Origin of the sequence: Citrobacter sp. C6_1 (assembly GCF_014596835.2) — a bacterium.
In the GTDB taxonomy this organism is placed as follows: domain Bacteria; phylum Pseudomonadota; class Gammaproteobacteria; order Enterobacterales; family Enterobacteriaceae; genus Citrobacter; species Citrobacter pasteurii.
Genome location: NZ_CP115031.1, coordinates 2,266,817 through 2,290,099, shown reverse-complemented (window position 1 = coordinate 2,290,099; position 23,283 = coordinate 2,266,817). Strand labels below are relative to the sequence as shown.

Sequence of the window (23,283 nt, the reverse complement as noted above, 5' to 3'; positions counted from 1 at the left end):
ACAGCTATATCCATATTTTTTTTGCGTCAAATCAATAACGAAACGGTTCCGCTACTAAATAGTGCAGTTTGTGTAACCTGTGTACCTACAAGGGGTTAGCTAAAAGCTAATTAGTTAGCCTGTGCTGACGTAAAAGTGCTATAAATTTCAGCTTCATTTTTGCCAGGACGACGGACAGACAAACAGCATGACAAAACAAAAAGCAACGTTAATCGGGCTCATCGCCATTGTGCTGTGGAGCACGATGGTGGGGTTGATTCGTGGGGTAAGCGAAGGTCTCGGGCCAGCGGGGGGCGCAGCGATGATCTTCTCGCTAAGCGGCCTGCTGCTGATATTTACCGTCGGATTTCCAAATATTAGAAAAATACCTGTTCGTTATTTAATCGCCGGTAGCGTGCTTTTTGTCAGCTATGAAATTTGCCTGGCTTTGGCATTAGGTTATGCCGCTACCCGACACCAGGCAATAGAAGTAGGAATGGTCAATTATCTCTGGCCAAGTCTGACGATTTTGTTTGCTATTTTATTTAATGGTCAAAAAACAAACTGGATGATAATTCCAGGATTAATGCTCGCATTGACCGGAGTCTGCTGGGTTTTAGGTGGCGAGAACGGTCTAAATCCAGGTGAAATTATCAGCAACATTGCCAGTAGTCCGCTGAGTTATTTTCTCGCATTTTTGGGTGCTTTTATCTGGGCAACGTATTGCACCGTCACTAATAAATTTGCGAAAGGCTTTAACGGCATCACCGTTTTTGTTTTACTGACAGCGACAAGTTTGTGGGTCTACTATTTTATGACGCCACAACCAGAAATGGTTTTCAGCACACCGGTGACCATTAAGATGTTCACGGCTGCATTAACGCTAGGATTTGCCTATGCAGCATGGAATATCGGAATTTTACACGGTAATGTCACTGTCATGGCGGTAGGGTCTTATTTCACTCCAGTGCTTTCCTCTGCACTGGCTGCTGTATTGCTCAGCGCCCCGCTGTCGTTCTCGTTCTGGCAAGGCGCGCTGATGGTCTGTGCTGGCTCGCTACTGTGCTGGCTGGCAACACGTCGGGTATAGAAATCAGGCCGGGTTTCTGGCATAGAGATAAAACCCGGCTACACTCTGGTCAGTTAACGGATAATAATTGTACATTTCGCTTGTGTTTTATGTTTTTATTTGTTTAATTAAATGTTAAGTAACTGGTAATTAATCAACAGCCGAAAATATTATATGTTTACCTATAACCCTCCGGTTGTATATATTTTACATGGGTTACTAACGATTAGTAAACCATAACCAGCACAATAGTCCCCGCCGAAAATATATTCTTCCAAAAGATCACATATTAATATTAATATAATCAGCTGTATTATGTAGATCTAGATCACACAAATTCAAATATTCCGCAATATTATGAAACTTATTATTGAACTAATACCACATCGTCATTTAAAAATAGTTCGTCATTGATGAACGGCCTCGTTTAGCAATGGTTTAGGAAACACACCAAGAAAAAATTATAAGGATTATTTATAATGAAACTTAAATTAGTTGCAGTGGCAGTGACTACCCTGTTGGCAGCGGGTGCGGTAAACGCAGCTGAGATTTATAACAAAGACGGTAACAAACTGGATCTGTACGGTAAAGTTCACGCTCAGCATTACTTCTCTGACGATACCAGCAGCGATGGTGACAAAACTTACGCGCGTCTGGGCTTCAAAGGCGAAACTCAGATCAACGACCAACTGGTTGGTTTCGGCCAGTGGGAATATGAATTCAAAGGCAACCGTTCTGAAGATCAAGGTTCCGAAGCAGACAAAACCCGTCTGGCATTCGCTGGCCTGAAATTCGCTGAATACGGTTCTTTCGACTACGGTCGTAACTACGGCGTAGCCTATGACATCGGCGCATGGACTGACGTCCTGCCAGAATTCGGTGGTGATACCTGGACCCAGACTGACGTCTTCATGACTCAGCGTGCTACCGGCGTTGCAACTTACCGTAACACTGACTTCTTCGGTCTGGTTGAAGGTCTGAACTTTGCTGCTCAGTATCAGGGCAAAAACGACCGCAGCAACGACGTTGAAGCGAACGGTGACGGTTTCGGTCTGTCTTCTACTTATGAATACGAAGGCTTCGGCATCGGTGCGACTTATGCGAAATCTGACCGTACTGATGACCAGATGCGTAATGGCAACAACGAATTCTACGCTTCCGGTAAAAACGCAGAAGTATGGGCTGCTGGCCTGAAATATGATGCGAACAACATCTACCTGGCAACTACCTACTCTGAAACCCGCAACATGACCAAGTTCGGTAAAGTAGACGGTATTGCTAACAAAGCGCAGAACTTTGAAGCTGTTGCTCAGTACCAGTTCGACTTCGGTCTGCGTCCGTCCATCGCTTACCTGAAATCCAAAGGTAAAGATCTGGGTGTTTACGGCGACCAGGATCTGGTTGAATACATCGATCTGGGTGCGACCTACTACTTCAACAAAAACATGTCTACCTTCGTTGATTACAAAATCAACCTGCTGGACGACAACAAATTCACTTCTGACGCACGTGTTAGCACTGACAACATCGTAGCCGTTGGTCTGAACTACCAGTTCTAATTTTGTTGTAAGTTGAATACAAAGCCAGTCCATCCAGGGCTGGCTTTTTCTCTTGATGTAGACTCGGTCATAAGGAGTATGCCGTGCAGACGTTCACTGGTCGTTGTCTTTGCGGACAGAGTCATTTTACCGTAAACGTCGAAATGCTTGATGTCTATGCCTGCCACTGCACGCTGTGCCAGAAATGGTCCGGTGGTGTCGCCATGTATCTGGAAGCCAGCGGTCATCCACTACTTTCCCCTGATTCAGCAGAACCTTCGCACTTTCCCTCATCAACGCGCGGAGAACGTTTCTTCTGTTCCGGTTGTGGATGCCCCTTGTGGTTTACGCTGACCGATAGCGATCGTTACTTTATTCCGTGGACATTGCTGGAGCTGAATGAGGTGGATCGTCGCCGTCTGATTCTGGCGGCTGAAATCTATACCGAAACACAGCCTGCGTTCTGGCGGTTGACGGGGCAATACGCTCGCCTGAGTGGAAAAGAAGTCGAAGCGATGGATTACCCCTGTCATTTAGCTCACTAGTTATTGACGGTTCACTTTTGCCAGGCTGAACCACATCCCTACCGCTAATACGATAAGCATGCTGCCAGCGCTGCTCAACGCCACGCTGTGTGACCAGGTAAATGCTTCTCTGGCAGCTGCAAGCAACGCGTCGCTAAGAGACGGCGAGAGTGAATGTGCTAATTGCACCGCCTCACCCATTGACGATGCAGCACGTTCCAGCTCCTGCGCATTGAGGCCGGCAGGCGGTAGAATCGACGCGGAAAAACTACGGCTTAGCAAGAGACCAAAAATCGCGATCCCAAGACCGGCCCCCAGTTCATAGGCCATGGTTTCGATAGCCCCCGCAGCAGCGGCTTTTTCAGCCGGGGCTGCCGCCATAATGGCCGCCGTTGAGGCCAGTAGCGCACTGGCGGCACTGAACCCCAGTAACGCCATTAATATCCAGGCCTGGATCTGCTGAGTGCTGAAATCCGTCATTGCCAGACCGTAGAAACTGACTGCACTCAACGCCATACCTGCCGTTGCCACGCAGCGCAATCCCAGCCGTGAAACCAACATACCGGCAATCGGGCCGCTGAAGCCACTCGCCAGCATGACGGGGAGCATAAACAGCCCCGCCTGATACGGCGTTAAACCGTGAACAAACTGTAATTCCTGGGCCATCAACAGCTCAAATCCCACCAGGGTGATCATCGCAGTCATCGCCATTACCACGCCGCTTAAGATAATGCGATGGGTGAACAACCGCATATCAATCATCGGACGTGAGGCCGCGAGCTGAATACGAACAAATTTCCACAGCAGCACTGCTCCGGTTAACAGCGTCAATACGATAACCCCGGTCGCCATATGCCCTTTTAGCGCCGTTTTAGCACTGTAAACCAGCAGTAAAATCGCCACGATCAACATAATCGCATGGCCAAAATTTAACGACTGCTCGCGGCGTCCGGTCTGGCGTGGCACGTAACGTGCGGTCAATGTCATCACCACCAGAACAATGGGCACATTGATTAAGAACACTGAGCCCCAGTAGAAATGCTCCAGCAACATACCACCGACTAAGGGACCAAATGCCGCACCGCCGGAACCGACGGCAGCCCAGACGCCAAGCGCCATATTGCGATGACGTTGTTCAGCAAAGGTGGCGCGAATACCTGCCAGCGTCGCCGGAACGATCATCGCCGCACCAATGGCCAGCACGGCCCGGGTCGCGATTAGCCATCCGGCACTGTGAGCAAACGCGGCAGCCAGCGAAGCCAGACCAAATAGCCCACCACCCAGTATCAGCAAGCGTTTAAAACCGATGCGATCGCCCAACGCCCCCATCGGTAACACCATACCGGCCATCACCAGAGAATAGATATCAATGATCCACAGCAGCTCGTTACCACTGGCACCCAGCGTCATACTCAGCGTGGGCGCGGCAACGTGCAGCACCGTTGCATCAATCGCAACAGGGATGTAGACCAGCACAATAATCACTAACGTTAACCACTGACGAAACATAAAATTCCCTTCGAAACTGAAACTGGACACATGTCCAGCTTCAGCGATCCTACGGAAAATTGAACACATGTCCAACTTTTTGTTACACTGCGTGCTAAACGGGTATGGGAGGAACGATGAGCTATCTGAATCGGGATGAACGTCGGGAAGTAATTCTGCAGGCGGCAATGCGCGTGGCGCTTGAGGAAGGATTTACCGCTATGACAGTGCGACGTATTGCAACGGAGGCTCAGGTGTCCACCGGACAGGTACACCACCACTTTACTTCAGCCGGTGAGTTAAAATCCCTTGCTTTTGTGCAACTGATCCGTACCCTCCTGGATGCCGAACAGGTCAGTGCAAACGCCAGCTTTCGTGAACGGCTTCATGCCATGTTGGGCAGCGAAGACGGCGGATTCGAACCCTATATTAAACTGTGGCGTGAAGCGCAGGTTCTGGCGGATAAAGATCCGGAAATCAAAAGCGCTTACCTGCTGACCATGCGGATGTGGCACGAAGAAACCGCCGCTATCATCGCTCAGGGACAGAAAGCCGGTGAGTTTTCTTCACGCCCGGATGCTGCCGATGTGGCCTGGCGTTTAATTGCCCTGGTATGCGGTCTGGATGGCATCTATGTATTAGGCATTGAGGAAATGGCCGATCCTGCGTTCGAGCGCCATTTGGATCGTATGATTACGTTAGAGTTAGTTAATTGATGTTATAGATGAATTAATAATACATCTTTTATATTTACAATTGGTAACACTTAAGCAACGTGTAATTCCCTCATCACGCCGCGTTATTGCGCTTTTTTATCTATTCTTTCAGTCAATATTCCCAAAACTTTTCAATAGTTTCTAAAAAGAACCCGCGCGGCGCTGTATGCGTTTATTTCTTTTTCATGAACGGCATGTGCATGGAGAATAATATGTCAGCATCAAATGAGAAAAATAATCGTTATCTTTTAACTGACTGGAAACCGGAAAACCCTGCCTTTTGGGAAAATAAAGGTAAGCACATTGCCCGAAGAAACCTATGGATATCAGTGAGTTGTCTGTTGCTGGCGTTCTGCGTCTGGATGTTGTTCAGCGCCGTGGCCGTCAATCTGAATAAAATTGGTTTTAATTTCACCACCGACCAACTGTTTTTATTAACCGCACTGCCTTCTCTTTCTGGCGCAATATTGCGTGTCCCCTACTCCTTTATGGTACCTATATTTGGGGGGCGCCGTTGGACCATTTTTAGCACCATTATTCTGGTCATTCCCTGCGTTTGGCTCGGATTTGCCGTGCAAAATACCGCTACTCCGTTTGGCGTATTTATTATTATTGCGCTGATGTGTGGCTTTGCGGGGGCTAACTTCGCCTCCAGCATGGGCAATATCAGCTTTTTCTTCCCGAAAGCGAAACAAGGTAGCGCGCTAGGTGTTAACGGCGGTCTCGGTAACCTCGGCGTCAGCGTGATGCAGTTAATCGCGCCGTTAGTCATTTTCCTGCCCCTATTTACCTTTTTAGGGGTACAAGGCGTACCGCAGCCTGATGGCTCTTTACTGTCACTGGCAAACGCCGCATGGATTTGGGTTCCGCTGCTGCTGCTCTCAACGCTGGCTGCGGGCATGGGAATGAATGACATCGCCAGTTCGAAGGCCTCAATCGCCTCTCAGCTACCGGTCCTCAAACGCTTTCATCTGTGGCTGTTAAGCTTGTTGTACCTTGCCACTTTCGGTTCGTTTATCGGCTTTTCAGCCGGTTTTGCCATGTTAGCGAAAACCCAGTTCCCTGACGTGAATATTCTGCAACTGGCGTTCTTCGGCCCGTTCATCGGCGCACTGGCACGTTCGGCGGGCGGTGTGATCTCTGACAAGTTCGGCGGTGTACGGGTCACGTTAATCAACTTCATCTTTATGGCGCTGTTTAGTGCCTTGCTGTTTCTTACTCTCCCCGGCTCTGGCGAAGGAAACTTTGTTGCCTTCTACCTGGTGTTTATGGGCTTGTTCCTGACCGCTGGTCTGGGAAGCGGTTCGACCTTCCAGATGATTGCGGTGATCTTTCGCAAAATCACCATTTACCGGGTGAAGCTGCGCGGTGGTACTGAAGAACAGGCTCAGCGTGAAGCGGTAACCGATACCGCAGCCGCCCTGGGATTTATCTCTGCAATTGGCGCTGTCGGGGGCTTCTTTATCCCCAAAGCGTTTGGTTCATCGCTGGCGCTGACCGGTTCTCCGGTAGGCGCCATGAAAATATTCCTCGTGTTTTACATCGTCTGCGTGCTGGTGACCTGGCTGGTCTACGGCCGTAAATCACAAAAAAAATAGTCATCCTTTGGCCTGTGCAGGCAACGTTATTCGAAGCAGGAGTTATGTCATGAGTAAACTGTTAGATCGCTTTCGCTACTTTAAACAAAAGGGTGAGACATTTGCCGAGGGGCACGGGCAAGTGATGCACACCAACCGGGACTGGGAAGACAGCTATCGTCAGCGCTGGCAATTCGACAAAATTGTGCGCTCTACCCACGGCGTTAACTGTACCGGCTCATGCAGCTGGAAAATCTACGTCAAAAACGGACTGGTGACCTGGGAAACACAGCAAACCGACTACCCGCGTACCCGTCCTGACCTGCCAAATCATGAGCCTCGCGGCTGCCCGCGCGGCGCCAGCTACTCCTGGTATCTGTACAGCGCCAACCGCCTGAAATATCCGCTGGTGCGTAAACGTCTAATCGAACTGTGGCGCGACGCCCTGTCCCGCCAGCCCGATCCGGTGCTGGCCTGGGAATCCATTATCAACGACCCGCAAAAATGCCAGAGCTACAAGCAGGTACGCGGTCGCGGCGGGTTTATCCGTTCCAACTGGAAAGAGCTTAATCAGCTGATTGCCGCCGCCAACGTCTGGACGGTAAAAACCTACGGCCCGGATCGCGTGGCCGGATTCTCCCCCATCCCCGCAATGTCGATGGTCTCTTATGCCGCAGGTACACGCTATCTCTCGCTACTGGGCGGAACCTGCCTGAGCTTCTATGACTGGTACTGCGACTTACCGCCTGCATCACCGATGACCTGGGGCGAGCAAACCGATGTTCCGGAATCCGCCGATTGGTATAACTCCAGCTATATCATCGCCTGGGGGTCTAACGTGCCGCAGACCCGCACCCCGGACGCGCACTTTTTTACTGAAGTACGCTACAAAGGCACCAAGACGATTGCCATTACGCCGGATTACTCTGAAGTCGCCAAACTCTGCGACCAGTGGCTGGCGCCCAAACAAGGGACGGACAGCGCACTGGCGATGGCAATGGGCCACGTCATCCTGAAAGAGTTTCACCTCGACAACCCCAGCGATTACTTCCTCAATTACTGTCGCCGCTATACCGACATGCCAATGCTGGTGCTGCTGGATGCCCGCGAAGATGGCAGCTACGTGCCTGGTCGCATGATGCGCGCCTCAGACCTTGTCGATGGTCTCGGCGAAAGCAACAATCCGGAGTGGAAAACGGTGGCGTTTAACAGCAACGGTGAACTGGTCGTGCCGAACGGTTCGATTGGCTTTCGTTGGGGTGAAAAAGGGAAATGGAACCTGGAGCCGCTGGCGGCTGGCGCGGAAACAGAGCTCTCCCTTTCGCTGCTTGGTCAGCATGATGACGTGACCGGCGTGGCATTCCCCTATTTCGGCGGCAACGAAAACCCACATTTTCGCAGCGTGAAGCAGGAGCCGGTGCTGATTCGCCAACTGCCGGTAAAACATCTTACCCTCGCCGATGGCAGCCGTTGCCCGGTGGTGAGCGTCTATGATCTGGTACTGGCAAATTACGGCCTCGACCGTGGTCTGGATGATGTTCATAGCGCACAAGATTACAGCGAAGTGAAAGCCTACACCCCGGCCTGGGGCGAGCAAATTACCGGCGTGCCACGCCGTCATATCGAACAAATCGCCCGTGAGTTTGCTGATACCGCGCACAAAACGCATGGACGTTCGATGATCATCCTCGGGGCGGGCGTTAACCACTGGTACCACATGGACATGAACTACCGTGGGATGATCAACATTCTGGTGTTCTGCGGCTGTGTCGGACAAAGCGGCGGCGGCTGGGCACACTATGTGGGTCAGGAGAAACTGCGGCCGCAAACCGGTTGGTTACCGCTGGCCTTTGCGCTGGACTGGAACCGCCCACCGCGTCAGATGAACAGCACCTCGTTCTTTTACAACCACTCCAGCCAGTGGCGCTATGAAAAACTCACCGCTCAGGAACTTCTCTCTCCGCTGGCCGACGCGTCGAAGTTTAGTGGGCATTTAATTGATTTTAACGTGCGTGCCGAAAGGATGGGCTGGTTGCCGTCCGCGCCGCAGCTAAACCTCAACCCTCTGACCGTCAAGGCAAAGGCAGAACAAGCGGGGTTGTCTGTGGTGGAATACACCACGCAGGCGTTGAAATCGGGTGATATTCGTTTTGCCTGCGAGCAGCCGGATAGCGGCAAAAACCATCCACGCAACCTCTTCGTCTGGCGCTCTAACCTGCTCGGCTCCTCCGGTAAAGGGCATGAATACATGCTCAAATATTTGCTGGGTACCGAAAGCGGGATCCAGGGAGAAGCGCTCGGTTCAAGCGACGGCATTAAACCTGAAGAGGTTGAATGGCAGTCTGCAGCGATTGAGGGCAAGCTCGATCTGCTGGTGACGCTCGACTTCCGCATGTCCAGTACGTGTCTGTTCTCCGATATCGTGTTACCTACCGCCACCTGGTATGAAAAAGACGATATGAACACCTCGGATATGCATCCGTTTATTCATCCGTTGTCAGCGGCGGTCGACCCCGCGTGGGAATCGAAGAGCGATTGGGAAATTTATAAAGGCATCGCCAAAGTCTTCTCCGAAGTTTGCGTCGGGCACCTTGGGCAAGAGACGGATGTGGTATTGCAACCGCTGCAACACGACTCCCCGGCAGAACTGGCACAGCCGTTTGACATTCAGGACTGGCGCAAAGGCGAATGCGATCTCCTGCCGGGGAAAACAGCGCCGAATATTGCCGTTGTGGAACGTGACTACCCCGCCACGTACGAACGTTTCACTTCGCTCGGCCCACTCATGGATAAGCTCGGCAACGGTGGGAAAGGCATTGCGTGGAATACCCAGGCGGAAGTCGATTTCCTCGGCAAGCTGAACTACACCAAACGCGAAGGCCCGGCAAAAGGCCGACCGCTGATTGACACCGCGCTGGATGCCTCGGAAGTGATCCTCGCCCTGGCGCCGGAAACCAACGGACAGGTGGCAGTGAAAGCCTGGGAGGCCCTGGGCGCGATGACCGGACGCGACCATACGCATCTGGCGTTGAACAAAGAAGACGAGAAGATTCGTTTTCGCGATATCCAGGCACAGCCGCGCAAAATTATCTCCAGTCCGACCTGGTCCGGCCTGGAAAGCGAACATGTCTCCTATAACGCAGGCTATACCAACGTCCACGAACTGATCCCATGGCGCACCCTGTCCGGTCGCCAGCAGCTGTATCAGGATCATGCGTGGATGCGTGCGTTTGGTGAAAGTCTGGTGGCGTATCGTCCGCCTATTGATACCCGCAGCGTCAGCGAAATGCGCGAAGTTCCGCCTAACGGCTTCCCGGAAAAAGCGCTCAACTTCCTGACGCCGCATCAGAAATGGGGGATCCACTCAACCTACAGTGAAAACCTGCTGATGCTGACGCTGTCGCGCGGCGGCCCCATTGTCTGGATCAGCGAGACCGATGCCAAAGAGCTGGGCATTGAGGATAACGACTGGATTGAAGCCTTCAACGCCAACGGCGCGCTCACCGCGCGTGCGGTAGTGAGCCAACGCGTGCCGCCGGGAATGACCATGATGTATCACGCCCAGGAGCGAATCATGAACATCCCCGGATCCGAAGTCACCGGGATGCGTGGCGGGATCCACAACTCCGTCACCCGCGTCTGCCCGAAACCCACGCACATGATTGGCGGCTATGCGCAACTGGCATACAGCTTCAACTATTACGGCACGGTCGGCTCTAACCGCGATGAGTTCATCATGATTAGAAAAATGAAAAATATTAACTGGCTGGATGATGAAGGTCGCGATCAGGTACAGGAGGCGAAAAAATGAAAATACGCTCACAGGTAGGCATGGTTCTTAATCTGGATAAGTGCATCGGCTGCCACACCTGCTCCGTCACCTGTAAAAACGTCTGGACCGGGCGTGAAGGGATGGAATATGCGTGGTTTAACAACGTTGAGACCAAGCCGGGCATTGGTTACCCGAAAAACTGGGAAGATCAGGAAGAGTGGCAAGGCGGCTGGGTTCGCGATGTCAACGGTAAGATAAGACCGCGCCTCGGCGGCAAGATGGGCGTGATCACCAAAATTTTCGCCAACCCGGTGATCCCGCAAATCGATGATTACTATGAACCGTTTACCTACGATTATCAGCATCTGCATAGCGCGCCGGAGAGCAAGAATCAGCCCACCGCGCGTCCGCGTTCGCTGATAGATGGTAAACGGATGGACAAGATTATCTGGGGTCCAAACTGGGAAGAACTGCTTGGCGGCGAATTTTCAAAACGTGCCCGCGACCGTAACTTCGAGAAGATGCAAAAGGAGATGTACGGTCAGTTCGAAAACACCTTCATGATGTATTTACCGCGCCTGTGCGAGCACTGTCTGAACCCAAGCTGTGTCGCCACCTGCCCAAGCGGTGCTATCTATAAGCGTGAAGAAGACGGCATTGTGCTGATCGACCAGGACAAATGTCGCGGCTGGCGTTTGTGCATCAGCGGTTGCCCATACAAAAAAATCTACTTTAACTGGAAGAGCGGTAAGTCAGAAAAATGCATTTTCTGCTATCCGCGTATTGAGTCCGGTCAGCCGACGGTGTGTTCAGAAACCTGCGTCGGGCGTATCCGTTATCTCGGCGTATTGCTGTACGACGCCGACCGCATCGAGGAAGCAGCAAGCACCGAGCATGAAACCGATCTCTACGAGCGCCAGTGCGATGTGTTCCTCAACCCGAACGATCCAGCGGTGATTGAAGAAGCGCTGAAACAGGGGATTCCGCATAACGTTATCGAAGCGGCCCAACGTTCACCGGTCTATAAAATGGCGATGGACTGGAAGCTGGCGCTACCGCTGCACCCGGAGTATCGCACCCTGCCGATGGTCTGGTATGTGCCGCCATTGTCACCGATTCAGTCAATTGCTGACGCCGGTGGACTGCCGCACAATGGCAACATTTTGCCTGCGGTTGAGTCGCTGCGAATTCCGGTTCAGTACCTCGCCAATATGCTTAGCGCGGGCGATACCGGCCCGGTACTGCGCGCGCTAAAACGGATGATGGCGATGCGCCACTATATGCGTTCGCAAACCGTCGAAGGTGTCACGGATACCCGTGCGATTGAGGAAGTGGGCCTGAGCGTTGAACAGGTTGAGGAGATGTACCGCTATCTGGCCATCGCCAACTATGAAGACCGCTTTGTGATCCCAACCAGCCATCGCGAAATGGCGCGTGATGCCTTCCCGGAGAAAAACGGCTGCGGCTTTACCTTCGGTGACGGCTGCCATGGCTCAGATACCAAATTCAACCTGTTCAACAGTAGCCGTATTGATGCCATCGACATCACCGAAGTACGCGATAAAGCGGAGGGTGAATAATGCAAATCCTGAAGGTTATCGGCCTGCTGATGGAATATCCCGACGAGATGCTATGGGAGTGCAAAGACGACGCGCTGGCGCTAGTGGCCAGCGATGCACCCATGCTGAGCGATTTTAGCCAGGCGCTGCTCAATGCGCCGTTACTGGATAAACAAGCCGAATGGTGCGAAATCTTTGACCGGGGTCGGGCCACCTCTCTGCTGCTGTTTGAACACGTGCATGCCGAGTCCCGCGATCGTGGCCAGGCAATGGTCGATCTGTTGGCGCAGTATGAAAAGGTCGGGCTGCAACTTAACTGTCGCGAACTGCCGGATCACCTGCCGTTGTATCTTGAGTACTTAAGCGTGTTACCGGAAGCGGAGGCCAAAGAAGGACTGCAGAACGTCGCACCGATTCTGGCGTTGCTTGGCGGGCGCTTAAAACAGCGCGATACGCCGTGGTATCAACTGTTTGATGCGCTGTTGCTGCTTGCCGGAAGCCCTCTTTCAAGTGACAGTGTCACTAAACAAGTTGGCACGGAAACGCGCGACGATACCCGACAGGCGCTGGATGCAGTCTGGGAAGAGGAACAGGTGAAGTTTATCGAAGATAACGCCACCGCCTGTGACAGTTCACCGTTACAAAACTATCAACGACGCTTTAGCCAGGACGTGGCACCTCAATATGTCGACGTCAGCGCGGGAGGTCCGAAATGATACAGTACCTGAACGTCTTTTTTTACGATATCTATCCGTACCTGTGCGGTACGGTGTTTATCCTCGGCAGTTGGCTACGCTACGACTACGGGCAATACACCTGGCGCGCGTCTTCCAGCCAGATGCTGGACAAACGCGGCATGGTGCTATGGTCAAACCTGTTCCACATCGGCATTCTGGGGATCTTTTTCGGACACCTGTTTGGCATGTTAACGCCGCACTGGATGTATGCCTGGTTTCTACCGATTGCGGTAAAACAGCAGATGGCGATGATTGCCGGCGGACTTTGTGGCGTGCTGACGCTGGTGGGTGGCGCGGGTCTGCTGGTGCGGCGACTGACTAACCCGCGCATTCGCGCAACCTCCTCGACCGCCGATATTCTGATCCTCTGCGTTCTGCTGATTCAATGCATCCTCGGTTTAACCACTATCCCGTTCTCTGCACAGCATCCTGACGGCAGTGAAATGCTAAAACTGGTCGGTTGGGCGCAGTCGGTGGTGACCTTCCAGGGCGGTGCGTCTGCGCATCTGGATGGCGTGGCGTGGATTTTCCGTGTGCATCTGGTTCTGGGGATGACCATTTTCCTGCTGTTCCCGTTCACCCGACTAGTCCACGTGTGGAGTGCGCCGTTTGAGTACTTTACCCGCCGTTATCAGATAGTGCGTTCGCGCCGCTAATTTTCTCTGCTGCCCGGTAGCGCTTGCGCTTACCGGGCCTGGATCGCTATCCCGCTTTTTGTACGTTATGATGCTTCTCCATCCCAGGGAGAACGCTAATGAAACCACAGGTTTATCACGTCGATGCATTTACCTCGGTACCCTTTCGCGGCAATTCAGCGGGAGTGGTATTGCATGCTGACGGATTGAGTGACGCCCAGATGCAGTTGATTGCGCGTGAGCTGCGTCATTCGGAAACTGCTTTTCTACTGACCAGTGACGACAGCGATGTTCATATTCGCTACTTCACGCCAACGGTCGAAGTGCCCATCTGTGGGCATGCTACCGTCGCCGCACATTATGTACGCGCCAACGTGTTGGGGCTGGGTGATACGACCGTCTGGCAAACGTCACTCGCCGGTCGTCATCGGGTCGATATTGAAGCGAGTGACAATGACTATCGCATCAGTCTTGAACAAGGCATACCTGGATTCGAAGCTCCGCTGGAAGGTGCTGTACGTGCCGCGATAATCGATGCACTACACCTGAGCGAAGACGATATGCTGCCCGGATTACCCATTCAGGTAGCCACCACCGGACACTCTAAAGTAATGATTGCGCTGAAGCCTGAGGTGGACCTCGACGCCCTTTCCCCGGATTTGCCTGCCCTGACCGCTATCAGCCAGCAAATTGGCTGTAACGGGTTCTTCCCTTTTCAAATTCGCAAGGGCGAAAACGCCACCGATGGCCGCATGTTCTCGCCCGCTATTGGTATTGTGGAAGATCCGGTTACCGGCAATGCCAACGGTCCAATGGGCGCGTGGCTGGTTCAACATGGATTGATGCCGCATGACGGGAAAACGCTACGTGTTCAGGGGCATCAGGGCCGTGCGTTGGGACGCGACGGTATTGTTGATGTGACGGTGACTATCCGTGATAACCAGCCAGAGAAAGTGACGATTTCCGGCTCTGCCGTGATCCTGTTTCACGCCGAATGGGCGATCGATTTTTAAATCTTCACGTAGGCCGGATAAGGCGATAACGCCGCATCCGGCATGACTTCCGATGCCCCTATTTCCCCGCCTCCGGATGCGTGTCAAACGCCGCCATGACCGTCGCCAGCTCATCCGGGGTAAACCCATGCTTCACGTCATCTACACCCAGTCCAAACCGTTCCTGCAACAGCGTATACAGGCTGGCGACGTCAGGCAGATTAATCTGCTCTACCGCGTGACCATCCTGATAATGAGTAAAGTGGAAATTGGTCAACGTCAGCTTGCCGCCGTCGGGTAAATGGCGACACATCAGCAGATGGTGGCGGAAATGCGACTGCGGCCAGTGCGCGGACCAGAAATTGCCCATCAGATAATCGCTGTGATGTTGCACCACCAGATCGAATCGGTACATTGATTGCCAGTGATCGTGATGGCGGAACTGCAGGATCCAGTCGTCCCCCTCCTGAACCAGGCGATATTCGCCGTGTGGCGTTTGCTGCTCAATGTCGGCCTGCAGACGAATCGGTGCCGTCAGCGTTTGTCCGCCGAATCCAACGTCGGCGATCCACTGTTCACCCTGCAATTCAACCAGTAACAGACGATGCGTGCGCGGCGGCAGGCTTGACGGATTCGCCAGCACCACGCGACCGAGCAGGCTGCGTACGTTAAAACCGATTTCGCGTAGCGCCCGCTCAAATACCCCATTTTGTTCAAAGCAATAGCCACCGCGGCGGGCAGTAACCAACTTCTCTTCAAGGGACAAATCGTCAAGCTGCATTTCGCGCGGCAGCAGCACATCAAGATTTTCAAAGGGTATGGCACCGTTATGCAGTAAATGCAGCGATCTCAACGTTTCAATGTCAGCGTTGGGCACATCTGACCAGCCAATACGGGCAAAATAAGCGTTTAAAAAAGGCGTCATACGGGATTCCTGTTTGTTGAATGTTGTACTTATAACGCATTTTTACTTTTACGCCGTCGATTTTGTGCGTTGTTCACCCCGGCGAGGCGACAAAATCGCTAATCCCGTTACTATCTATGTTTATTGTGATGTCATTTTTATGTTGTCGAGGAGTCGCTATGAGTCATTTTCGTCCGGTTGAATTACAACACGCCAGCCGACTGCTTAATCACGGCCCCACCATTTTGATAACCAGCCGTGATGCGAATACAGAACGGCGCAATGTGATGGCGGCCGCGTGGTCAATGCCCGTGGAATTTGCCCCACCGCGGGTGGCCATTGTTGTCGACAAGACCGCCTGGTCGCGCGAACTGATCGAGCGTAGCGGTCAATTTGGTATTGTGATTCCAGGGGTTGCCGCGACAAACTGGACCTATGCCGTCGGGAGTGTTTCTGGCCGAATAGAAGATAAGTTCAACTGCTACGGCATTCCGGTGGTCAACGGCCCGGTATTGGGATTACCGCTAATAGAAGCCAAGTGTCTCGGCTGGATGGAATGCCGCCTGCTTCCTGCCACAGCGGCCCAGGACAAATATGATACCTTGTTTGGCGAAGTGGTTTCTGCCGCTGCCGATGAGCGGGTATTTGTGCAAGGACGCTGGCAGTTTGATGATGGCAAACTCAATACCTTGCATCACCTTGGCGCCGGAACGTTTGTCACCAGCGGGAAACGTATAACAGCGGCTGAATAATACGGGCGCAATAATCGCCCGTTCTCGTTCACATGCTGTAGCCGGGTTTTTTAATCAACGTGTCCATCTGCGGTGCGATTTCCGCATCCCACACGCCCTGCCACGCGTCAGGCTCAATTTCATTGAGCGCTACGCTGACCGAGCTGTCTTTGCTTTGCAAATGACGAATAATGACCTCGGTAATATCCGCCGCCAGCGCGGTTTTTTGTTCGTTGGTAAGGGAGCGAGGAAAACATTTGATATCGACGTGCGGCATAGCAGATTCCTTAATGTTTTGGGATGCAGGTAACTTATGCGGACTCTCGTTCAACCAGGTGAAATCCGACATCAATAATATCGTCTTCACGCGGGATTTGTTCGATACGATCGGCAAGCAGCGAGGCCGCGCGTTGTCCAATGGCCCGTCGGTCGACGCTGATTGTGGTGATAGCAGGCCGGTTACTGGCGGCAAAATCAAGATCGCCAAAACCGATAACCGCTAGCTCCTGCGGCACGCGTAAACCACGGCTTTCGGCTTCCATAATCGCCCCCTGGGCTAAGGTATCTGAGCTACAGACAATGACATCAAAAGTGTGATCAGCCAATAGCTGCGTCAACCCGCTGCGCCCCAATGCCAGAGAAGCCGGAAGCGGGACATCTACCTGTGCGTCAGCCGCAATACCATGACGTCTCAGCGCATCGCACAGTCCTTGTTTACGCTGGCCGGCCCGGCGATCGGCTGTCCATAGCAAACCGGGACGGCGATAACCTTTTTTCAGCAAATAGTCTGCCACCGCCTGACCCACTTTTTCATGTGAAAAACCGACCAGCATATCGATGGGCGTTGGCGTTAAATCCCAGATCTCCACCACCGGAATGGCCGCATTAAGAATCACCTTTTTCAACTCGACGGTATGATGGATACCGGTGAGCACGACGCCATCCGGGCGGCGAGAAAGCAGCGTCGCCACCAGCTCAGCTTCAGTTTGCGGCGTGTAACCTGATACGCAGAGCAAGATGTGGTATCCGCGTTCAGCCAGTTCATCGCTTAATGACTGGATGGTATCGACAAACATATTGTTATTAATTTGCGGGACAACCACGGCGATAAGCTTGCTGCGACGCGACGCCAACCCCCCGGCCAGCGCGTTGGGGATATACCCCGTGGCGCGTACCGCCTGCATCACTTTTTCCACCGTTTTCGGGCGCACCAACTGCGGGCTATTTAGCGCTCTGCTCACCGTCATGGGTGACAATCCTGCAGTACGGGCAACATCTTCCAGCGTGGGTGCTCGCGGAGGTCTGGCGTTTTTCACTGTCGATGCCCTTGTCAAAAATCGCTGATTTACCCTGGCATTATTCATCATGATTTCGGCTATTGCCAGCGCCCCTCCACCATAGCACAGAGAAAACAGCAGCTTAGCGTATTATTACCAAACAAAATGATAGCGCCATCATATAACGTTGTGCATTTTCCCATAAAGTATTGGAATGTGATGCTGTTTGCAAGTTTCCGTCCTTTCATCTCTATATTTGTGAGCAATTGTTCAAATCACAATCAATTCACTGGCGCACTGATTGCGCTAACACTAAAAATGTTAGCGCAATCATTTGTTATCACCAGGAGAAAATACTATGTCTTTAAGCGCTAATTCCGATGCCGTGACCTATGCCAAATCGGCCAATGGAAAAACCGCGGCAGAAACTGGCGACCGTATCGAGTGGGTCAAGCTGTCCCTGGCTTTCCTTCCTCTGGCAACACCGGTAAGCGATGCCAAAGTGCTGACCGGTCGCCAGAAACCCTTAACCGAAGTTGCCATTATCATCGCCGAGATCCGCAGTCGCGACGGATTCGAAGGCGTTGGATTTAGTTACTCCAAGCGGGCTGGCGGCCAGGGAATCTACGCGCATGCCAAAGAAATTGCCGATAACCTGTTAGGCGAAGATCCAAACGATATCGACAAGATCTATACCAAGCTGCTGTGGGCTGGGGCTTCCGTAGGGCGCAGCGGCATGGCGGTTCAGGCTATCTCCCCTATCGATATCGCCTTATGGGATATGAAAGCCAAGCGTGCAGGGTTGCCGCTGGCAAAACTGCTGGGTGCGCATCGGGACTCCGTACAATGCTACAACACCTCCGGTGGGTTCCTGCATACGCCGCTGGATCAAGTACTCAAAAACGTGGTTATTTCACGTGAAAACGGTATTGGCGGCATCAAACTCAAGGTCGGTCAGCCAAACTGCGCCGAGGATATTCGCCGCTTAACCGCGGTACGTGAAGCGCTGGGTGATGACTTCCCGCTGATGGTTGATGCCAATCAGCAGTGGGATCGGGAAACCGCCATCCGCATGGGACGTAAAATGGAGCAGTTCAATCTGATCTGGATTGAAGAGCCGCTCGACGCCTACGATGTAGAAGGCCACGCTCAACTGGCCGCCGCACTGGATACCCCGATTGCTACCGGTGAGATGCTGACCAGCTTCCGCGAACATGAACAACTGATCCTCGGCAATGCCAGTGATTTTGTGCAGCCCGATGCGCCGCGTGTGGGCGGGATTTCTCCGTTCCTTAAAATTATGGACCTGGCGGCAAAACACGGACGCAAACTGGCTCCCCACTTCGCTATGGAAGTTCACCTGCATCTGTCCGCCGCTTATCCGCTTGAGCCATGGCTGGAACATTTCGAATGGCTGAACCCGCTATTTAATGAACAGCTTGAGCTGCGCGACGGGCGGATGTGGGTATCTGACCGTCACGGTCTGGGGTTCAGCATCAGTGAACAAGCGCGCCGCTGGACGCAATTAACCTGCGAGTTTGGTAAACGTCCTTAATTGACTTTGGCGGGTAAATAACACCCGCCCTCTTCCCCTACAGAAACGCTCTCAACCTTATGAAAGGAGTGGGTGATGAACACAATAATAAAGCGCACAAAAGTGCGTTACGGCATTCTGATATTTCTGTTTCTTGCCACCGTATTTAATTACGCCGATCGCGCGACGTTATCCGTGGTGGCTCCGATAATGAGCAAAGAATTAGGTTTTGATCCTGAAGCAATGGGGCTGGCCTTTTCCGCTTTTGGTATTTCTTATGTCATTATGCAGTTGCCTGGCGGCTGGCTACTTGATCGTTACGGTTCTCGTCTGGTTTACGGTTGCGCCCTGATTGGCTGGTCGCTGGTGACCATGTTCCAGGGCACAATTTATCTGTACGCCAGCCCACTGGTCGTATTGATTATCTTACGATTACTGATGGGGGCCATTGAGGCTCCGGCCTTTCCGGCCAACAGCCGATTAAGCGTGCAGTGGTTTCCGAATAACGAACGCGGTTTTGTCACCTCAGTTTATCAGGCCGCGCAATATATCTCGTTAGGGATTATTACGCCGCTCATGACGATTATTTTGCATAATCTCAGTTGGCACTTTGTTTTTTATTACATTGGTGCGATTGGCGTTATTCTTGGCATCTTCTGGCTGGTGAAGGTCAGAGATCCTATGCATCATCCAAAGGTAAACCAACAGGAAATTGACTATATCCGGGAAGGCGGTGGTGAACCGTCACTGGGCAATAAAAAAGAGCCGCAAAAAATTACCTTTACGCAAATTAAGAGCGTCTGCGTCAATCGCATGATGATTGGCGTTTATATCGGGCAGTTCTGCGTGACGTCAATTACCTGGTTCTTCCTGACCTGGTTTCCTACCTATCTGTATCAGGCTAAAGGCATGTCGATCCTCAAAGTGGGATTTGTCGCCAGTATTCCTGCTATTGCCGGTTTTATCGGTGGATTATTAGGTGGCGTGTTCTCCGACTGGCTACTAAAACGCGGCTACAGTCTGACTGTCGCCCGTAAGCTGCCGGTTATCTGCGGAATGTTACTTTCCTGCGTCATCGTTATTGCCAATTATACTTCATCAGAATTTGTGGTTATCGCCGCGATGAGTCTGGCGTTTTTCGCCAAAGGCTTTGGCAATCTGGGATGGTGCGTACTCAGCGATACCTCACCTAAAGAGGTGCTCGGCATTGCTGGCGGCGTATTCAATATGTGCGGCAACATGGCAAGTATCATTACGCCGCTGGTGATCGGCGTGATTCTGGCGAATACCCAGTCATTTGATTACGCCATTCTGTACGTTGGTTCGATGGGGCTGATTGGCCTGATTTCTTATCTGTTTATCGTGGGGCCGTTGGATCGTATTACGCTGACGCCTTCTGCTGCGTAATTTAAACTTATGGCGATAGTTCGCCCGCTGTTCCGGGAATTGCACTCCTGCGGAACAGCGTTTTTTTATTCAAATAATCTTATTGCTTTTCAGGACAGTACGCAGCCGCGGGATTTGACAAACTGCGTCCGCGATGGCGCTAATATTCGGCGTATTATCCTGGAACCAGTCATGTCCGGGCCCCCAGGTGCGCATAACGGCAATATAAACGTCCAGCAACGTGAGCTGCTCGCCGAAGGCGTACGGCTCGGCGCTTAACTGCTCGTTCAGCCACATATAAAGAGATTTACGGTACTCAATACAGCTCTTTTTCAACTGCGCCGGAGCATCTGGCGCCCAGCGTTCGGGATAATCAGCATAGGTAAACGTGGGGTAGACATTTGCCACCAGCCAAATCAGCAGACGCTGAAACTGTTGGCGTTCGGTGCGGCCAACGGGTGGCGCAAATTCAGGACAACGATCGAGTATCATCAGCGCGATCGCCGCCGTTTCCGTCATCACATTGCCATTTTCCAGTACCAGTGTGGGCACCTGGCACAGCGGATTCATTTTTTCTAGCAATGCCCGCGAAGGCCCGTCGCTGTCAAAGCCGTCCACATTAATAAACGTGTAAGGGATCTCCGCCAGTGTAAGCATCACTTCACTGATGGCCGATCCCCAGCCCGGCACCCCATAGACTTTCATCATGCTGCAACCCTCAATGTTAAAACCCTAAGTGTAGAGCAGCATGCGTGAATCTATGCAGTCATCATTATTACTCTCATAATAACAATATCCGTGCCAGAACCAACATCAGGAGAATAAGAGATGCGTTCGAGTATGTTTGAATACATGAGCATTTTTGTGCAGGTCGTGGAGCAAGGGGGATTTGCCAAAGCCGCCGATGTGTTACACCTGCATCGCCCTGCTGTAACCAAAGCGATTCAACATCTTGAAGATGATTTGGGCGTAAAGCTGCTTAACCGTACCACCCGCAAAGTGAGTCTGACGGATGAGGGCGACGCTTTTTATCAGCGCACAAAAATATTACTCGGTGATGTTGATGACATCATGGCCTCTTTCTCCCCCACTCGCCCTCCGCGCGGAAAACTCAGGGTGAATGCCCCCCTGTCGCTGGCGCATTCTGTATTAGTCCCGGCCCTGAACGATTTCCAGTCGCGTTACCCGGATATTGAGATTGTCCTCACCTCCACCGACCGCAGAATCGATCTGCTTGCCGAAGGTATCGACTGCATGATTCGCATTGGCGAGTTACAAGACTCTTCTCTGGTTTCACGACGGCTTGGCGAGGTAAAAATGGTGACATGCGCATCCCCGGACTATTTGCAAAAACACGGCGTACCGCAGACGCCAGAGGATTTATCCCGACATCAGGCACTTAACTTTTTCAGTGAACGTCATCGTGAAGCGCTGGAATGGTCCTTCGTCCGTGAGGGTGAAACCGTGTCGTTCATCCCCACAGGTCACATCAGCGTTGATAACTCCGACATCCTTTTGACAGGCTGTTTATCCGGACTCGGTATCATCCGCGGTGTACACGCGGTACTGGCTCCCTGGATCCAGTCGGGCAAGCTCGTTGAGGTGCTGGGTGACTATGCGGGGGAAGCAAAACCCGTTTCCGTGCTCTACCCGGACAGGCGTCATCTTGCCCCACGCGTGCGGGTGTTTATTGACTGGCTGTGTGCGCTTTTTACTGAGCAAAAACCGCGCCTGCAGGGATTATTACAATCTGAGTAATAGTTAAGTTCCGCAACGGCGGTTTTTCACCCTCATCTGAGCCGTTAAATTGTGCAGACCCAATACAGAACAATTTACAGAGGTTTGCTATGTCAAAGGTCGTGGTTTTTAATCAACGAGGTGACGCTGAGGTTCTGACACTCCAGGATATGCCGGTTCCGGCTCCTCGTGCGGATGAAGTTCAGATACGCGTACGCGCAATCGGCATTAACCGGGCGGAAATTATGTATCGTACCGGCCAGTATATTTACCAACCCAAATTCCCGGCGCGTCTGGGCTATGAGGCTTCCGGCGTTGTTGAATCCGTGGGAGACAACGTGCGTGAGTTTGCGCCCGGCGATAGCGTCAGCGTCATCCCGGCGTTCAGCTTCCATGAGTATGGTATGTACGGTGAAGTCGTCAATGCTCCAGCCCACGCTGTCGTAAAACATCCCGAGAATCTTAGCTTCGAGGAAGCCGCGGCGAGCTGGATGATGTATACCACCGCATTCGGCGCGCTGGTGGAATACGGTGATATTAAACCCGGCGATAACGTGTTGATCAATGCCGCTTCCAGCAGCGTCGGGCTGGCAGCGATACAGATAACCAATATGCTCGGGGCAAAACCGATTGCGATGACGCGTACCAGTGAGAAACGTGCCCAGCTTCTGCAACTTGGCGCGGCAGAGGTTATCGCCAGCCAGGAGCAGGATCTGGTGGCGGAGATTAACCGGATCACTGACGGCAAAGGCACCCGCGTGGTCTTCGACCCGGTCGGTGGCCCTGGCGTGGCAAAAATCGCCCAGGTGATGCCTGCCGGCGGACTCTTTTTCCAGTATGGCTCTCTTGATGCGCGTGATTTATCGATTCCGGTAATTGAGATCCTCGGTCGCCATCTGACCTTTCGTGGTTATGAGATTTTCGAAATCACTACGGATCCGGAAAAACTGTCACGTGCGAAACGGTTTATCGTTGAAGGACTGCAATCCGGTCAGCTCAAGCCACTGATTGATAAAACCTTCGCTTTTGATGACATTGTCAACGCGCATCAGTACATGGAAGCTAACGGTCAGGTGGGCAAAATCGTCGTCACCCTGTAACCCCTGTGCGGCACAGCCTTGTGCCGCA

At 52.4% G+C, this 23,283-nt stretch carries 20 protein-coding genes; 15 read left to right on the top strand and 5 right to left on the bottom strand.

The window, feature by feature from the left end:
• Nucleotides 1-187: 187 nt before the first annotated feature.
• The 3 genes from yddG (at nucleotide 188) to IB196_RS11145 (ending at nucleotide 3,131) form a co-directional block, all read left to right on the top strand.
• Complete coding sequence (gene yddG / locus IB196_RS11155; RefSeq protein ID WP_149692288.1) at nucleotides 188-1,069, top strand: aromatic amino acid efflux DMT transporter YddG; 882 nt, start codon at nucleotides 188-190, stop codon at nucleotides 1,067-1,069.
• Between the two features lie 458 nt (nucleotides 1,070-1,527).
• Nucleotides 1,528-2,607 (top strand): porin OmpD, encoded by a 1,080-nt coding sequence (gene ompD, locus IB196_RS11150; protein ID WP_005126796.1) that lies wholly within the window; start codon nucleotides 1,528-1,530, stop codon nucleotides 2,605-2,607.
• 143 nt (nucleotides 2,608-2,750) lie between these two features.
• Entirely contained in the window at nucleotides 2,751-3,131 is a 381-nt protein-coding gene (locus tag IB196_RS11145; RefSeq protein WP_086523677.1) for a GFA family protein, read from the top strand.
• On the opposite strand, the gene IB196_RS11140 is transcribed toward IB196_RS11145, so the two are convergent.
• Complete coding sequence (locus IB196_RS11140) at nucleotides 3,132-4,619, bottom strand: MFS transporter (RefSeq protein WP_005126794.1); 1,488 nt, start codon at nucleotides 4,617-4,619, stop codon at nucleotides 3,132-3,134.
• Nucleotides 4,620-4,735: 116 nt separating this feature from the next.
• Between IB196_RS11140 and IB196_RS11135 the strand changes: the two genes are divergently transcribed.
• The 7 genes from IB196_RS11135 to IB196_RS11105 all read left to right on the top strand — a co-directional run bounded on the left by IB196_RS11135 (nucleotide 4,736) and on the right by IB196_RS11105 (nucleotide 14,607).
• On the top strand, nucleotides 4,736-5,314 hold the full coding sequence (locus tag IB196_RS11135; protein WP_005126793.1) for a TetR family transcriptional regulator: 579 nt from the start codon (nucleotides 4,736-4,738) through the stop codon (nucleotides 5,312-5,314).
• Nucleotides 5,315-5,526: 212 nt separating this feature from the next.
• Entirely contained in the window at nucleotides 5,527-6,912 is a 1,386-nt protein-coding gene (locus tag IB196_RS11130; protein ID WP_149692287.1) for a NarK family nitrate/nitrite MFS transporter, read from the top strand.
• Between the two features lie 49 nt (nucleotides 6,913-6,961).
• Nucleotides 6,962-10,702, top strand: coding sequence for a nitrate reductase subunit alpha (locus tag IB196_RS11125; protein ID WP_155021065.1), 3,741 nt, complete (start codon nucleotides 6,962-6,964; stop codon nucleotides 10,700-10,702).
• Nucleotides 10,699-12,243: a nitrate reductase subunit beta gene (narH, locus tag IB196_RS11120; protein ID WP_151219257.1), complete on the top strand. Its 1,545-nt coding sequence runs from the start codon at nucleotides 10,699-10,701 to the stop codon at nucleotides 12,241-12,243. The genes IB196_RS11125 and narH overlap by 4 nt, the downstream gene beginning before the upstream one ends.
• The gene (gene narW, locus IB196_RS11115) at nucleotides 12,243-12,938 is read left to right on the top strand and encodes a nitrate reductase molybdenum cofactor assembly chaperone (protein WP_040231033.1); all 696 of its coding nucleotides are present in this window, start codon (nucleotides 12,243-12,245) and stop codon (nucleotides 12,936-12,938) included. Before narH ends, narW begins: the two co-directional genes overlap by 1 nt.
• A complete protein-coding gene (narI, locus tag IB196_RS11110) occupies nucleotides 12,935-13,615 on the top strand; it encodes a respiratory nitrate reductase subunit gamma (RefSeq protein ID WP_003020109.1) in 681 nt (226 codons plus the stop codon). Before narW ends, narI begins: the two co-directional genes overlap by 4 nt.
• Before the next feature lie 98 nt (nucleotides 13,616-13,713).
• Nucleotides 13,714-14,607, top strand: a complete 894-nt coding sequence (locus IB196_RS11105) for a PhzF family isomerase (RefSeq protein ID WP_005126789.1) — start codon at nucleotides 13,714-13,716, stop codon at nucleotides 14,605-14,607.
• A gap of 58 nt (nucleotides 14,608-14,665) precedes the next feature.
• On the opposite strand, the gene nhoA is transcribed toward IB196_RS11105, so the two are convergent.
• On the bottom strand, nucleotides 14,666-15,511 hold the full coding sequence (gene nhoA, locus IB196_RS11100) for an N-hydroxyarylamine O-acetyltransferase (RefSeq protein WP_188231630.1): 846 nt from the start codon (nucleotides 15,509-15,511) through the stop codon (nucleotides 14,666-14,668).
• 158 nt (nucleotides 15,512-15,669) lie between these two features.
• Here nhoA and IB196_RS11095 point away from each other — a divergent pair, with 158 nt between their 5' ends.
• Nucleotides 15,670-16,242, top strand: coding sequence for a flavin reductase family protein (locus IB196_RS11095; RefSeq protein WP_149692284.1), 573 nt, complete (start codon nucleotides 15,670-15,672; stop codon nucleotides 16,240-16,242).
• 28 nt (nucleotides 16,243-16,270) lie between these two features.
• Here the strand turns inward: IB196_RS11095 and pptA are convergent, their stop codons facing one another.
• Together pptA and IB196_RS11085 are read right to left on the bottom strand one after the other, a co-directional pair.
• A complete protein-coding gene (pptA, locus tag IB196_RS11090) occupies nucleotides 16,271-16,498 on the bottom strand; it encodes a tautomerase PptA (protein ID WP_005126786.1) in 228 nt (75 codons plus the stop codon).
• Nucleotides 16,499-16,532: 34 nt separating this feature from the next.
• A complete protein-coding gene (locus tag IB196_RS11085; RefSeq protein ID WP_167335591.1) occupies nucleotides 16,533-17,537 on the bottom strand; it encodes a LacI family DNA-binding transcriptional regulator in 1,005 nt (334 codons plus the stop codon).
• Between the two features lie 319 nt (nucleotides 17,538-17,856).
• Here IB196_RS11085 and IB196_RS11080 point away from each other — a divergent pair, with 319 nt between their 5' ends.
• Nucleotides 17,857-19,053 carry an L-talarate/galactarate dehydratase gene (locus IB196_RS11080; protein ID WP_182290467.1) on the top strand — a complete coding sequence of 399 codons (1,197 nt, stop codon included), beginning with the start codon at nucleotides 17,857-17,859 and terminating at the stop codon, nucleotides 19,051-19,053.
• A 75-nt stretch (nucleotides 19,054-19,128) separates the two neighbouring features.
• On the top strand, nucleotides 19,129-20,439 hold the full coding sequence (locus IB196_RS11075) for an MFS transporter (protein WP_040231023.1): 1,311 nt from the start codon (nucleotides 19,129-19,131) through the stop codon (nucleotides 20,437-20,439).
• 69 nt (nucleotides 20,440-20,508) lie between these two features.
• Here the strand turns inward: IB196_RS11075 and IB196_RS11070 are convergent, their stop codons facing one another.
• On the bottom strand, nucleotides 20,509-21,126 hold the full coding sequence (locus tag IB196_RS11070; RefSeq protein ID WP_188231631.1) for a glutathione S-transferase family protein: 618 nt from the start codon (nucleotides 21,124-21,126) through the stop codon (nucleotides 20,509-20,511).
• Nucleotides 21,127-21,246: 120 nt separating this feature from the next.
• Between IB196_RS11070 and IB196_RS11065 the strand changes: the two genes are divergently transcribed.
• Together IB196_RS11065 and IB196_RS11060 are read left to right on the top strand one after the other, a co-directional pair.
• Complete coding sequence (locus IB196_RS11065) at nucleotides 21,247-22,176, top strand: LysR family transcriptional regulator (protein ID WP_040231018.1); 930 nt, start codon at nucleotides 21,247-21,249, stop codon at nucleotides 22,174-22,176.
• An 89-nt stretch (nucleotides 22,177-22,265) separates the two neighbouring features.
• Entirely contained in the window at nucleotides 22,266-23,255 is a 990-nt protein-coding gene (locus tag IB196_RS11060; protein ID WP_005126779.1) for a zinc-dependent alcohol dehydrogenase family protein, read from the top strand.
• Nucleotides 23,256-23,283: the final 28 nt, after the last annotated feature.

Coding starts and splice junctions, on each gene's coding strand:
- IB196_RS11130 (WP_149692287.1), top strand. CDS start 5,527: ATGTCAGCATCAAATGAGAAAAATAATCGTTATCTTTTAACTGACTGG.
- IB196_RS11080 (WP_182290467.1), top strand. CDS start 17,857: ATGTCTTTAAGCGCTAATTCCGATGCCGTGACCTATGCCAAATCGGCC.
- IB196_RS11135 (WP_005126793.1), top strand. CDS start 4,736: ATGAGCTATCTGAATCGGGATGAACGTCGGGAAGTAATTCTGCAGGCG.
- IB196_RS11060 (WP_005126779.1), top strand. CDS start 22,266: ATGTCAAAGGTCGTGGTTTTTAATCAACGAGGTGACGCTGAGGTTCTG.
- ompD (WP_005126796.1), top strand. CDS start 1,528: ATGAAACTTAAATTAGTTGCAGTGGCAGTGACTACCCTGTTGGCAGCG.
- yddG (WP_149692288.1), top strand. CDS start 188: ATGACAAAACAAAAAGCAACGTTAATCGGGCTCATCGCCATTGTGCTG.
- nhoA (WP_188231630.1), bottom strand. CDS start 15,511: ATGACGCCTTTTTTAAACGCTTATTTTGCCCGTATTGGCTGGTCAGAT.
- IB196_RS11075 (WP_040231023.1), top strand. CDS start 19,129: ATGAACACAATAATAAAGCGCACAAAAGTGCGTTACGGCATTCTGATA.
- narI (WP_003020109.1), top strand. CDS start 12,935: ATGATACAGTACCTGAACGTCTTTTTTTACGATATCTATCCGTACCTG.
- narW (WP_040231033.1), top strand. CDS start 12,243: ATGCAAATCCTGAAGGTTATCGGCCTGCTGATGGAATATCCCGACGAG.
- pptA (WP_005126786.1), bottom strand. CDS start 16,498: ATGCCGCACGTCGATATCAAATGTTTTCCTCGCTCCCTTACCAACGAA.
- IB196_RS11125 (WP_155021065.1), top strand. CDS start 6,962: ATGAGTAAACTGTTAGATCGCTTTCGCTACTTTAAACAAAAGGGTGAG.
- narH (WP_151219257.1), top strand. CDS start 10,699: ATGAAAATACGCTCACAGGTAGGCATGGTTCTTAATCTGGATAAGTGC.
- IB196_RS11065 (WP_040231018.1), top strand. CDS start 21,247: ATGCGTTCGAGTATGTTTGAATACATGAGCATTTTTGTGCAGGTCGTG.
- IB196_RS11095 (WP_149692284.1), top strand. CDS start 15,670: ATGAGTCATTTTCGTCCGGTTGAATTACAACACGCCAGCCGACTGCTT.
- IB196_RS11145 (WP_086523677.1), top strand. CDS start 2,751: ATGCTTGATGTCTATGCCTGCCACTGCACGCTGTGCCAGAAATGGTCC.
- IB196_RS11140 (WP_005126794.1), bottom strand. CDS start 4,619: ATGTTTCGTCAGTGGTTAACGTTAGTGATTATTGTGCTGGTCTACATC.
- IB196_RS11070 (WP_188231631.1), bottom strand. CDS start 21,126: ATGATGAAAGTCTATGGGGTGCCGGGCTGGGGATCGGCCATCAGTGAA.
- IB196_RS11105 (WP_005126789.1), top strand. CDS start 13,714: ATGAAACCACAGGTTTATCACGTCGATGCATTTACCTCGGTACCCTTT.